Genomic DNA, 12,385 nt, shown 5'->3' on the forward strand with positions numbered 1-12,385 from the left:
TCAGGTGCGCCGCCGAACGAAGGTGGCAGGGCGGGAACCTGTCACTTCGAGAAGGTCCCAATGGCCGACGCGCGCCTCATCGGGCAGCGGGCCGGCCTGCAGGTCGCCAGGCCCCCATAGCCGTATTCCGGTGCGGACGGTGACCGTGACGGTTTCGCCGGCGCCGGTCTCGGTCAGTTCGCCGACGTATACGGCGTCGTCGTCGAAGCGGAGCCGCAGGCACCGATCCGGGTCCCATGCCCACAGGTGTCCCGCGCCAAGGGGAATGTCGGCCGGTGGGGCGGCGATGTGGGCACCGTCGAGGTCCGTCCAGGCGCATTCGGTCCCGGACAAGAGGTCCCGAGCCCGTTCCCAGCTGACCCGGCCGTGTGCGTGCAGGATCATCCGATCTCCTCGGCAAGGATTCGAGCCGCCTGTTCGCGTGAGCTTTTCGTATCGTCATTGGACAGCAGAAGTCGGCCCAAGCCCCGAGTGGTGGCGGCGCCGACGCCGAGGTGCCCGTCATGGATGTCGGCGACGGCCAGGTCCAGCAGCGCACGGACCGCAGGGGTCAACGCGCCATGTACCTCGAGGTTCAGTACGACGGTGCCGGACGTGACGACTTCCAGGGTGTAGAGCTGGCCATCACGGGCGCCGCCGGTCACACGGTCCAGAGCGACGTGCTGGACGATCGCGCATTCGCCGTCAGTGATGAGGGAGTCGCCGAACCACAGGAGCGATCGTTGTCCCACGGAGTAGGTGTTCTCACCCGTCCAGCCGAAGGCAGCACAGACGTCGCACACCGGTAGTGCCGAGCACCGCGTGGCCGGGTCGGACGAGTGGCAGGCATGCCGGCCGATGGAACGGAGGATGTATTCGCACCGTGACCGCAGCAGTCCCTTCCACGTGGAGCCGGGCACGCAGGGAAGTCCGTCGCGGCGAATGAGCAATGCCGGCGAAGAGGCGTCGGCGTCCTCATCACGCTTGCCTGTGCCCACATGAAGTCCGCCGTCGATGGTGAACGTCCAGGCCAGTGTTTCCGTCGCCGGAGCCGAACGAGGACCGAGGTCGAATTCGACCATGGCGTCGGCGAACAGGGAGGGGCCGCCTCCGGTAAGCCAGGCTGCCCGTCCGGCTGCGGTATTCAGATCGAGTTGCCGCATTCGGACGCCGGTCAGTTCGGCTCGGCCGCGCCCCACGGAGCGTCCGCCCCCGATGTAGGGCTCCCAAGCCCCCAGCACACTGCGCAGCTCGTCAAGAAGGGCTTTGTCGTCGAGCCGCAGATAGCAGGTGATGGAGGTTCCGGCGGGGAGCGACTCCCCGCTGAAGAGCAGTCCCGGCACGGGCGCGGCGCGGTGCCGGTCGATGGCCGTACGCGTCCGTACGTGGGTACTGCCCTCGGGGATGGTGACCCGTGTGCCAAGGAAGCGGAGCGGTGAGGCCACCGCATCGCCGTCCACGGTTCCGAAAAGGGTGGTCGTGTCCTGCCCGAGGTCGGCCGCGCATGCCCGGAGGGAGCCTGCGAGCGAGGTGGCGGGGACGTGCGGGTCGCCCCATGCGTCTCTGGCGACCGGGACGTAGAAGCCGTCGTCCGCTGCGGGGACCTCGGGGGCGGTGACGCCGCCTGGTGAGCGAAGTACCAGGTCGAGCCGTAACAGCGTGATCACCGTACACCTCGCACTCGGACCTCCAAGGCGTCGATGACTCGACGCAGCCGCCCAGGGGGCGCGCTGGTGAGCAGACGGGTGAGCTCGGTTCGGAACGCGTGATCGTGCAACGCGTCCTCCAGATGCGGACGGTCGAGCAGGTACGGTGCGGGGCGGTCTCCGCCATGCCAGGCGGTCAGGAATCGGCGAAGTTCGTCCTGCAGCCATCGCCCTTCGCCGCTGTCGAACAGCACTTGTGCGATACGTGCGGCAGCGTCTTCGTCCGCTTCGGATGACGCCGAGCCAGCCGATGCCGGGAGTCGCCACGCTTCGGACGCGATCTCGATCCAGCCGTATCCTTCGGCGCGGCGCAACCCGATTCCCCGCAGGAGAAGCCGCCGTAACGCGTCAGCTCCTGGAGGGCCATCCGGCAGAAGAAGCTCGAACACTGACCCCGCGGCGACCGCGAGATCGGTGGACTTCGGGAGGTTCGAGGCGGCGTGCCAGCCACCGGCGGTGGTGACGCGGGTCCATGAACGTGCCACCGTCACCGGGACTCCAAGAATCTCGGAGAGCAAGCCGGCGTCGGGTTCCCGTGCGGGACGGGCCGCCGCGTCGACCAGTACCGCCGGAGACAGAAGCCGCATCACGATCCGGCCGTCACCATCGGCGGCGGGTTCCGCCCTGCCGTGTCCGGTGGCCAGGTCGGCGGCGCCGCCGGTGCTGCGCCTGCCGCCGAGCAGGACCCGGCGCGGCTGCTTCAACCAATCGGGAACATCGCCGTGCGCGGCGGCGATCGCTCCGGTGAGGGTGAGCGCCCGGCCGGGTGTGGATTGCATGGCCTGGCGGGTGAACAGCATGCCCTCCGCGGCGGTCTCGCCGTCGGTGAGCCGCACCCGGGTGGTCTCAGTGAGGACGTTCGCCGGGAGGTTCTCCACTTCACCGCGTCCCGCCTCCAGGGCGCCGTCACAGGAGGGGCAGCGGTTCGACACCTCCTCCAAGAACGCGGCGTCCACCGCGACGGCCGCGCAATGCGGGTCTTTGGGGTATTTGCAGCGGCGCACCGACAGCGGAGCGACGTACGAACCGGGCGCGAGAAGTGGCCCGAACCTGATCGCCCCTTCGAACATCTCCGCGAACTCCGCCCGGCGTGCGGCGGGGATGCGAGCGCGGCCGGGGCGGCCGGGTTCGGGTTCGCCGTTCTCAGCGAGCCAGGCGGCGGCGAGCGCTCCCCGCAGAACCGAACCGGGGACGTGCCGGTGCGTCGGGATGGAAGCTTCGGCGGTGGGGTTCCGGCCCATCGCCAGCGCCTGCCGAGCGGTCGCGGTGACGGTGATCAGCTCAGTCACGCAGAGCCTCCAGGTCGGCGAGGACCGTCGCGTCGACCGCTGGATCGGCCGGGGTCAAGGTGACCCAACCATGTCCTCGCCGCCGGTCCGCGCCGAGTGCGTGCACGGCCGCGGCCGAGCATGCGAGCACCACATGGTGGCGACGCCGGGTCACGCCGTCGAGCGGTGCCCGCTGGGTGATCTCGAAGACGGCGGTCCGTGCCCACACTTCCTCGCCGAACATCAGGTGGTCGTTGCGGGCGGTGCCGGTTGCGGCATCGATCGCGACTCTCGCCCGAGGCATGATCCTCTCGGTGCCGTCGAGCTCCGCGTCGGTCCAATGCCACGGCGACGGGCTGTGCAGGGACGTGCCCATCCCGCCGCCGAACACCTCATCGACGAGGTCGGCGCGAGCGGGCAGTAACTGGCGAGCGGCCGCACGCTGAACCCCTTTGAGGGACGAGGCGGGCAGGAGTCCGGCCTTGTCGACGGGAACGTCCAAACCCTCGCGGGGGACCCCGGTCGCGACCCGGAACGGACCGTGGAAAGTGATTGTCACCCGTAACGGGTTGCTCATCGCCACCACCTCGTCATACGCAACGCGTCCTCCAGGCTGAGTGGTGTTCCCTGTGCCAGAAAGGCGTCGATGGCCGAGCCGCGGTCCAGTCGCCGGGCGACGGCACCGGCGCGGTCGGCGCCGCCGCGGCGCAACGCATCGCCGAGGGCTGAGCGGCCCGACTGCGGCAGCGCCGCCAGCGCGTCGAGGTGGACGGCGATGCGTTCCAGGTCGGCCAGCCGCATCGGCTCCCCTGACCCGCCCGCCGTTACATCGTGCAGATGGATCGACGCTTCCTGTCCCGCAACATGACGCTTTGCGCGTTTCAGTCCGTCGTAGGCCGCATCGGCGACCATGTGGAACGGATACGTGTCGTGCGCGATGACGATCCCGGCCGAGACGGTCGGCGCCGAGGACAGACCGTGATCGGCCGCCAGCGCGGCCAGAAGCCTGCACAACTCGCCGAGGAACGTCCGGACGAACGGCCAGACACGATCGGCGGGAAGACTGGCGAGCAGATCATCGCCGCCAACGACATGCGGTAGGACGCAGAGGAACGCGTCATCATCGTCCGCTATCTGCATGGTCGCCGACTCCAGGGCATCACGGGTGGCCGCGCTGAGGCGTTTGGAGACGAGGCCATGCCCGCCCGCGGGGAGATTCAGGTCCGCGAGCCTGGCGAAGAGGTCACCCACGGCATTGCCGTCTGCGTAGACCGTCGCCAGATGGTTGCGTCCCTGCCGCTTGCGGCCGAGTGCGGCGAGCTCCTCGAACGTCGACGGGACACTCTTGCCGGCCATCGCCGCCAGTTCGCGGCGGGCACGCGTGCCTTCGGTCCGAGTGCCCGCCGACTGGCGTGCCAGGCAGTCGGCGCAGGCGTCGCGGACGTCGTCGTCGCCGAGTCGGACGCGGGTGACCGCGGGGTCGGTGCGGCACAGCCGGCAAGGGGCGGCGAAGGGGAACTCCCATGCCGCGGGGAGGTCATCGCGGACTCGGCCGTCGGCGCGCGCCTGCCGCATGAGGGCTACGGCCTGAACGTAATCGGCCGCCTCGGTGCTGACCGCCTGGAACCAGGCGCCGGGCAAAGCGTCGCGCAGTTTCGCCAGCACGTCGTCGATCACCGCGTCCACGTCGCCGGGCCTGTGGACGATTAGATTGACGACCCCGTCGGCGTCGCCCGCCTCGGTGTTGATCTCGGCGCGGTCGCCCAGCAAAGGGCCGAGGCCCTCTCCCGAGGTGACGGCGGCGAGACGGGCACTGGCGCCGGCGGTGTCCCGCAGCCGGGGCGTCCGGGCCAAGTACTGCTGAATCCGCACCGGCCCGATGTCTACGTACGTGGTCACCAGGGCTTCCCCCGGTCCTTGGGCGTGCGCACGGGCAGTTCCTGGTCCTTCTCTTCGAGCTTGGGGAGCTGCCGGAGCCGATCCGGTCCTCGCGTGAGGTGTTTGAGGCCGCGGGACTGGTTCCAGAATTCGAAGCCGGGCTCCAGATCGGCCGGAGACAGCCGGTCGGCGGGGATGCCGGCTTTGGGCGGGTACCAGACGTCGGCCGGGTCGACCTGGTCCATTCGCAGTGCCTTGGCGACGAGCGGCCATGTATCGCGGACCTCGGGGGGCGCCGCCTCCCGGAAGGCCGCGACCGCATCCGCTGGTTCCAAGGCGGGGGGCGCGTCTGCGAGGTAGCGAGAACCGGCGCTCTCGACCGAGAGTTCGACCACCTCGGTGGAGCAGGTTCCGAATCCCAGGGGACGTCCCCCGCCCACTGCGATCCCCAGGGCGCCTCTGCCCGGAAGTGCGAGCCGTGGAGACAGAGCCGCGAGCAGCCCACCGATCTCTGCCGTGGTGAGGCCGTCGAACCGGACGGTGAAGGTGAAAGCCGCTCCCGACTCGACGGCTTCGCCGTCGCTGGCCATCGTGCCCCTGAATTCCCCGTCCACCCGGAAGAACGGCCGATCTTGCGCCCGGCGCGTCAGCCAGTACTGTTTGCGGCCGTTCAAGCGGCGCGGACGATCCTCCTTGTCCGCTGCAGGCGAGCCCCATTCCCGCAGGGGCGTCCCCGAGGCAGCCCCGGAAACCGGCGTCGTCAGATAGAACTGGCCTGCTCCGGGACGCGGGGATCCCAGAGGGGGGAGGCGGAACGGTCGCGTTGTCACCTCACCCTCCGGTAATGCGTCGGAGAAGCACACGTGACCCCGGTAGGACCGCTGCCGTGCCTCCTTGTCCCCGCCCATGGTGTCCGCGGAACCGAAGATCCGGCAGGTCGGGCAGAGTTCGTCCGGGTCCCGGCAGGGCAGCAGAGCTTCCGGAACACGCTTGCGGGCCGGGTACTTGCCCGGGTGCCGCCATATCGCCGCCAGTGCGAGTTCGTTTACGACGGACTGTGTGTTATCGACCTTGGCCCACAGAACCTGCCCCGGGAAGAGCCGGGGACGCGCCTCATGCCGGTACCCAACCGGCTCCGGCCCCTTCTCGCCGTAAACGTACTTCACCAGCTTTTTAACCGGGGCGTCCGGCCGTAGCTGCTGTGCGCCGCGCGCGATTCGCATGTCGTCGGTGTCGGCGATGCTGATGAGGAAATTGCTCCACGCATCGTCCGTGAGCGCAGCGGTCTTGTCGGTGAGCTTTCCCGTCGCGCAATAAAAGGACTTGTAGTTCTTGCGGGCTCCAGCGTCGGTGACCAGGACCACCGAGCCACCCCCGGGAACGATCTGAGGGTTCTGATCTCGCGGACCTCGTGTCGCCTCCAGCCGTGTGACCTGCTGATTGTTGTTCTGGCCGAATGACACACGATCTGCGGCGGTCACGTTGATCACATCGACGCGCGCACCCGATACGACGTTGTCCGGCCCGCCCAGCACTTGCGCCAGCAGCCGGGCCGGGACCCATACCGCCTCCTCGCACACGCTGAGGGTGGTCGGGCGCCCCGATGCGTCCACTTCGGCGACTCGAACCAGCCGCCAATCCTTGCCCCGGGACGAGGCGAGGTCGCGGTAACCGGGAGTGAACTCGTCGTCGAACACCCGGAGGCAGCCACCCGCGATGAGTTCGTGCAGCGAGCGGACCACGCCCGCGAGAGAGGATGCCGGAATGAAAGGCAGGTCACCGCGGCGCGGGAAGGACTCCGCATTTTCTTGGGTGATGCCGCGGAGCAGCAACGGCGCCTTGGCGGTGAGCGCCACCGTCACCTCACCGAGGTAGCAGTCGTCATTCAATGCGTGGTGCCCGGCGGGGGCGCGCCGAAAATCATTACCGGGCTCGAAGAACGGCACGAACGTGTACGGATTGACGAAGACTTCGGTCGCCTGCTGTGCGTTCCTTTGCTCGTGCCTTCTTGGGGGCATCTCTCATTGGCTCCTGTTGTCGGCGGCGGAGACCGGCCGGGTTCTCCCAGGGAGGTCGTTTCGGAACGTGATGATGCGCGTCCGGCGCCCGATTACGGCGCCGAGCCCGAACGCCACCGAGGCGGGGGCGGAGCAGAACAGCACGCCTTCCGCGGCCCTGCCCTCCCGTTGGCTGACCTCTTCGAGCAGGGCGAGCCAGCGCTGCGAGATCTCTGTTACCGCGACCTCGTAGTCGGTCCGTTCATCGGGTAGCGCACCCGCCGGGCACCGCACTACCAGGAGTGAACCGCACGCCGTTCCGTCCAGCCACGGATCCTTCTCATCCATGACGTAGCCTCGGTGCGTGCCGTCTTCGTGACGCACCAGACCGGTCGATGCCACGGCGCACGGGTCGGTCACCATCGCTGTATTAGGTGTCAGTTCCAACACCAGGGCGGCCCGATGCGCGCTGCCCGCAGCAGTGCCGCCCGGCAGTTCCTCGAAGGACAGGAGACGACGAACTCTGCGGGCATGGCGCCTGGACAAGGGTTTGCGCAGCCGCGAATCCACCCGGACCGCGGTGAAGATGGTCTTGCCGGCCTCCTCCGATGTCTGCGCCACCGAACCTTGCCGGATCGTCGGCGCGTCACTGGCATGGGCTTCGACGCGCTCATGTACCTGGAACTTCAGTTCCCGCCCCAGCTGATAGGCGTCCGGAAGCGAAACGACCGCATAGAACGTCACGGGTGCGGATACCACCCCGTGGGGCGCGTCCTCGTTAAGTCGTGCCTGCACGATCCGACGCGCCAGTTCGCGCCGCTCTCGGCCTGCCTTCGCGTCGGGAAAAACTTCCTCCACATCGACGGTGAAGGCCGCGTGGTGACGCTGCTTCGCGTGCCCCTTCATCGCCTCAAGACGCTCCCGTGACCAGTTGAGGCGCGGGGCCGGGGGCACGAAAAGCACGATCCCCACCCCGTCCCGCCGGTGCAACGCCAGATGCGCCAATGCCAACGCCAGGACTCCGATGACCGCACCGGCGGCCAGCACGGAAGTCGGCGGCCATTTCATGTAGCCGGCGAATTTTTCTAGCAGATTCGGGAGTGTTCCCAGCGCCAATCCGGCGCCCGCAGCCCCGATGATCGTTGCCAGTCCCGGTCCGGTCGCGAATGTCCTGCGCAGCCACCGAGCAATGTGCAAACCGCCTCCCCCGTGGTCCCTCATTTAACATTAAGACCTGTGGGGTGCTTGACCTGTTGTGATGGCCCATTTTGGCCAACCTCGGACGAGAAGCGGCTACGAGCGGGTGTAGGACCGCTGTTCTATCCGGTGCCAAGAAGGACGTGGCCCATGCCGATGGTGGTGCGGTCGCCGATGCCTGCGTAGACGCTGAAGCGAACGAGGGCGTCCAGGCCGGCTTGGGCTTGGGGGGTGGTGCGGCGGGTGTCCGCGACGCGGTAGGTGATCTTGCCGGCGCTGCCGCGCACGGGTGGGACGCCTGCTTTGAGTAGGTGTTCGGCCATCGTCAGTCGGTAGTCGGCGACTTCGAGGTTCTGGGTGATGGCGTGGGCCGTGGTCTCGCCCAAGGGAGCCTGAGGGGCGAAGGCTTCCCATTTGCGGTACAGGTCGGAGAAGACCCATTCGGGTTCGGGGAATGGACGTACGCGTCGTGCGCCCTCTTCGCGGGCGGTGAAGAACGCGACGGGGGTGACGATCCGAAATGTCCACCGGTCGGCGGGCTGTGCGGTCGCAAGGAGGTCCTGGAACGGTTCGGCGGCAGCCAGTTCGAGGGACGCGATCTTGTACTGGCAGCGCGCCACCCGCACGTCCACGGTGGTCGCGAGGGCTTGCAGGACGGTGGCGGTCAGTGATTCGGCCAGTATCCCGACCTCGAACCGCACCTGTTCGCTGGTGGCGCCGGCGCGCCGGTCCCGCTCGTCCAGCAGCGGGGTGAGCGCAAACGGTTTGGGTGGCTTCGTCTCGTGAAGCGCGAAGGAGAGGTCGGCTTCGCCCGCGTCGCGTAGTGCGGAAAGGAAAGCGGCGTTGACGGCCGGGCCGGTGTGCGGCGGTGGGACGGGCGGGCGCGGCCCGGTGGGCTCGAGGTGGACGATGATGCGAGCGGGCATTCGGGCCTCGGCCTTCGTCTCGGTCTGGGGTGTGAGGGAACCTTAGTCAGGACTTGAGGGGACGGTCAGTGCGCGACCCATGCCGGTCGGTCGAAGAGCCGTTCCGCGGGTGGTCGCGGTACGGACGGCTTCCCGGTGCCGTCCATCAGTACGTTCTGTCCACGACGACAGAAGCGAGGCACGCAATGACCGAGACCCCGAACGCGCCGACGATGACCGTCGTCGGGGGGCCGGCCGCGCCCCCATCGGCGGCCCGACGCGTCATCACCGACGGCTCGGCCTGGATCGGAGTCGGCGGCGTCATTGCCGGCGGGTTCGGCATCGAAGCCGTGAAGTCGGTGGTGACCAACGCCCCGGCCGGACGCTGGTGGCTCTTCCTCGGCTGCCTCGCCGGGCTCGCGTCAATGGCGGTCGGTGCCCGGCTGCGCGTCCGCGCGTCCGCCGAAACCCGGATCGGGCTGGTGGTCACCGCGTCCGACACCGGCCGCGGTGCCCAGCGAGCCGAGCTGCTGGAGTCCAAGGCCGTCGAGTACAGCCAGATGACCTGCGCGGTCACGGTGCGGACCTCCCTGCCGCTGCCGGAAACCCACCCGTGGCCCAAGGAGGGCATCGACGCCCTCGCGGACGAGACCATCGCGGCCGCGGGGATCGCGGAGCGGCTCGTCAGCGGCGCCACCCGCATCAACGTGATCCCGACCATGCCGCTGCCGGCCGGGTTCCGGTTCGGCGCCAGGATCGGACACACCCACCCGCGCGAGATTGTCGTGCACGCAGTCCGCCAGCGCGATGGGATTCCCTCCTACTTCCCGGCCACCAACCTCCGGGAAAACGCGCTTACTGCGGAACTCCTCGTCGTGGAGCCGGTGGAGAGCATCGAGGGCGGAGACCCGTCCCGCGCGGCACTCGCCATCGACCTGCAGAACCTCGGTGCCGACTTCGTCCAGCCGGTGCGCGCCGCCTGCCGCGAACACGGAATCGGCAGCCTCCTGCTCTTCCGCCGGAAGACCGCCGGCCCCCTGGACGAGAACGCCGAGACCTACACCGCGATCGTCGAGCAGATCTGCCGAGCCTGGCGCGACGCTCCCTTGCCGGCCGCCGCCCGCACCGGACGACACGCTGTCTTTCTTACCGGCCCGGTCGCCATCTCCATCGCCCTCGGCGCCCGCCTGGCCCACATCCAGCCCGACCGCTGGACGGCCTTCAACTACGACAACGCCTCCAGCACCTACGAGCCCTTCCCCGCCGAGACCTCCTGAGATTTCGACGCGGCCGGCCCCAACGACGTCCGAAGCACAAAACGGATCGATACTCCCCGAGCAGCAAAGACCACGCCGAGCACGCGCACATGTCGCTCCCTCGCAGAGGCGATGAGGACCTGTACGTCAATCTGACCTGGACGCCCGACCGACGCGTCGTGAACCCCTCGCAGGGACGACGGAAGACCGCAGCGGTTCCCCCGGGGGCGGGGCGTCCGGCCGTTGCGAACCCTCATAGGGGCGATGAGGACGACTCAACCGAGTATCTGATCAGCTCAAGAGCTGAGTGTTGCGAACCCTCGTAGGGGCGATGAGGACACGGGCCGGGGCCGCGGACAAGCTCGGGAAGACGCTGAAGTTGCGAACCCTCGCCGGGCGATGAGGACACGCACTGGCGAACAAGAACACACCCGAGCCGGTGCTCACGTTGCGAACCCTCGTAGGGGCGATGAGGGCCGGACAAGGACACATCATCAACATGTACGACCCAGCAGAGTTGCGAACCCTCGTAGGGGCGATGAGGACGTAGGCGTCCCGGCGTCTAGACGTCCAGACGTCCGCGTTGCGAACCCTCGTAGGGGCGATGAGGACCCGGGACGGGCCGGATCTGCTGGACCCAGATCGCGTTGCGAACTCTCGTAGGGGCGATGAGGACCCGGACGAGCCTCTACAACCAGCCGGCCGCCCTCGCCCTGTTGCGAACCCTCGTAGGGGCGATGAGGACCCCACGGTAAAGCGCCAGGTGGATAGAGGGAAGAACCGCCCCGCCAGAGCCGAATCTGCAGCGATCCGCCGGTTGTGCTGTCGGCCCCGGCGTGTCGCTGAAAACCACCTGATCAACTCCGCCTCCGGCTTGGATGGCCGAGATCCTGCAAGACGTCGTCGCGGGCTCCACCATGGTCACAACAGTCAGCTCCCTTCGCCGCTGTCGCCAATTCGTCACCTGCCTGCCTGATCGGCGCCAAGAGTCCGAATTGATAACGGAGTCGTCCGATCATGCGCCTTCACGCCTGCCCAAATGCCCCCGGCACTCGTTGCGAACCCGCGTAGGACCATAACGCCCAAGGCCATCGGACGCACAGCGGCGAGTCTCCAACCGGTCTGATCATCGTCCGGGCCCATTGAGGCGACACCGTCGACGCGCTGGCAAGAGAATCGGTTAATTGCCACCGGGCTGGACAGTATGGGAAAATGATCTTGAGAGGGCATAGCTCTTCCGCCGCTGAAGGCCACATACGGACAGGCGTTATCGCGATCAACTTTCCGAACGGCTCACGCTGTGACTTGTGGGGCGCGTAATGTCCCGGAACGCAGGCGAGGAGCCGAGGGGGCTTCCGCTCTCGGGTGGGGTCTACGGAACCGTCCATCTGTACTCACCGACGGCCCACGCATTTAGTCGGCACGGATGGACGAGGAAGGACGGGGTTCAGATGCGTTTGCGCTTGACCTTCCATACGGGAGCCCGCGAGCTGGCCTGGGACGACGTCTTGGCTCCTGGGCGGGCCCTGTCGTACGGGCTGCTGGAGCGGGGGGCGCCCGAACTGGGGCGGACCCTTCACGAGTCGGGTTGGGGGCCGCACAAGTTTGTCCCATTCGGCTATGGGGCGCCGGTCTTTCCGGCGGCGAGGCGGCGTCGCGGTGTCTACGCCGCTGATGGCCCGGGGATTCTGGAGTTCGGGAGCCCGCTGCTCGCTGTGGTGGAGGGGTGGGCTAAGGCGCTGACGTCGATGCCGGTGCTGGCGTGGGGCGCGACCGCGTTCATCATCGACAAGATCGAACCGTTGGAGGCTCCGGCGTTCTCGTCTGGGAAGGCGGCGTTCCGAACGGTGACCCCGGTGGTGATGAAGGGGACGGGACGCGATGAGTCCGGGGTCCGCACCCGCCGGGAGGCGTGGTGCCTTCCGGGCGAGCCGGAGTGGGACGCCTACGTACAGGGGAACCTGCGGCGCAAGGCCGTGACCATGGGGTTGGACCCAGAGGTCACGCTGGAAAGCGTGGGGTGGGTCGGCCCGAAGCGCTCCTTCTCGGTGGGGAGTGGAGCGGGAGGCAAGAAGCCCGGCGCCTGCGTCGAGATCACGGTATCCGGCGAGCCGGAAACGCTTTCGGCGCTGCACTCGTGGGGCCTTGGGCAGGCCAACAGCACCGGGATGGGCTGGATCGGTGCATGAGTCCATATCG

The 12,385-nt window shown here is 68.2% G+C and carries 10 protein-coding genes; 2 read left to right on the top strand and 8 right to left on the bottom strand.

Annotated elements, in window-relative coordinates:
* From IEZ03_RS14165 to cas6, 8 genes are all read right to left on the bottom strand, one after another.
* The gene (locus IEZ03_RS14165; RefSeq protein WP_184878700.1) at positions 1-384 is read right to left on the bottom strand and encodes a hypothetical protein; all 384 of its coding nucleotides are present in this window, start codon (positions 382-384) and stop codon (positions 1-3) included.
* The gene (locus IEZ03_RS14170; RefSeq protein WP_184878702.1) at positions 381-1,646 is read right to left on the bottom strand and encodes an RAMP superfamily CRISPR-associated protein; all 1,266 of its coding nucleotides are present in this window, start codon (positions 1,644-1,646) and stop codon (positions 381-383) included. Before IEZ03_RS14170 ends, IEZ03_RS14165 begins: the two co-directional genes overlap by 4 nt.
* Positions 1,643-2,974, bottom strand: coding sequence for a type III-B CRISPR module-associated Cmr3 family protein (locus IEZ03_RS14175; RefSeq protein ID WP_184878705.1), 1,332 nt, complete (start codon positions 2,972-2,974; stop codon positions 1,643-1,645). The genes IEZ03_RS14170 and IEZ03_RS14175 overlap by 4 nt, the downstream gene beginning before the upstream one ends.
* A complete protein-coding gene (locus IEZ03_RS14180; RefSeq protein ID WP_189241195.1) occupies positions 2,967-3,530 on the bottom strand; it encodes an RAMP superfamily CRISPR-associated protein in 564 nt (187 codons plus the stop codon). Before IEZ03_RS14180 ends, IEZ03_RS14175 begins: the two co-directional genes overlap by 8 nt.
* Positions 3,527-4,852, bottom strand: coding sequence for a Cas10/Cmr2 second palm domain-containing protein (locus IEZ03_RS14185; protein ID WP_184878710.1), 1,326 nt, complete (start codon positions 4,850-4,852; stop codon positions 3,527-3,529). Before IEZ03_RS14185 ends, IEZ03_RS14180 begins: the two co-directional genes overlap by 4 nt.
* Entirely contained in the window at positions 4,849-6,849 is a 2,001-nt protein-coding gene (locus tag IEZ03_RS14190; RefSeq protein WP_184878713.1) for a TIGR03986 family type III CRISPR-associated RAMP protein, read from the bottom strand. The genes IEZ03_RS14185 and IEZ03_RS14190 overlap by 4 nt, the downstream gene beginning before the upstream one ends.
* Before the next feature lie 3 nt (positions 6,850-6,852).
* Positions 6,853-8,025 carry a hypothetical protein gene (locus IEZ03_RS14195; RefSeq protein WP_184878716.1) on the bottom strand — a complete coding sequence of 391 codons (1,173 nt, stop codon included), beginning with the start codon at positions 8,023-8,025 and terminating at the stop codon, positions 6,853-6,855.
* A gap of 122 nt (positions 8,026-8,147) precedes the next feature.
* Positions 8,148-8,951 carry a CRISPR-associated endoribonuclease Cas6 gene (gene cas6 / locus IEZ03_RS14200; protein WP_184878718.1) on the bottom strand — a complete coding sequence of 268 codons (804 nt, stop codon included), beginning with the start codon at positions 8,949-8,951 and terminating at the stop codon, positions 8,148-8,150.
* A gap of 185 nt (positions 8,952-9,136) precedes the next feature.
* On the opposite strand from cas6, the gene IEZ03_RS14205 reads away from it, so the two are divergent.
* Both IEZ03_RS14205 and IEZ03_RS14210 read left to right on the top strand, forming a co-directional pair.
* Positions 9,137-10,207, top strand: a complete 1,071-nt coding sequence (locus tag IEZ03_RS14205) for an SAVED domain-containing protein (protein ID WP_184878720.1) — start codon at positions 9,137-9,139, stop codon at positions 10,205-10,207.
* 1,430 nt (positions 10,208-11,637) lie between these two features.
* Positions 11,638-12,375, top strand: a complete 738-nt coding sequence (locus IEZ03_RS14210; RefSeq protein WP_184878722.1) for a CRISPR-associated endoribonuclease Cas6 — start codon at positions 11,638-11,640, stop codon at positions 12,373-12,375.
* Positions 12,376-12,385 lie beyond the last annotated feature (10 nt).

Source organism: Actinomadura livida (genome assembly GCF_014648675.1).
GTDB classification, from domain to species: domain Bacteria; phylum Actinomycetota; class Actinomycetes; order Streptosporangiales; family Streptosporangiaceae; genus Spirillospora; species Spirillospora livida.

What these genes read in the sequence shown, in the direction of transcription:
- IEZ03_RS14165 (WP_184878700.1), bottom strand. Translation starts at nt 384, where the DNA reads ATGATCCTGCACGCACACGGCCGGGTCAGCTGGGAACGGGCTCGGGAC.
- IEZ03_RS14180 (WP_189241195.1), bottom strand. Translation starts at nt 3,530, where the DNA reads ATGAGCAACCCGTTACGGGTGACAATCACTTTCCACGGTCCGTTCCGG.
- IEZ03_RS14190 (WP_184878713.1), bottom strand. Translation starts at nt 6,849, where the DNA reads ATGCCCCCAAGAAGGCACGAGCAAAGGAACGCACAGCAGGCGACCGAA.
- cas6 (WP_184878718.1), bottom strand. Translation starts at nt 8,951, where the DNA reads ATGCCCGCTCGCATCATCGTCCACCTCGAGCCCACCGGGCCGCGCCCG.
- IEZ03_RS14205 (WP_184878720.1), top strand. Translation starts at nt 9,137, where the DNA reads ATGACCGAGACCCCGAACGCGCCGACGATGACCGTCGTCGGGGGGCCG.
- IEZ03_RS14210 (WP_184878722.1), top strand. Translation starts at nt 11,638, where the DNA reads ATGCGTTTGCGCTTGACCTTCCATACGGGAGCCCGCGAGCTGGCCTGG.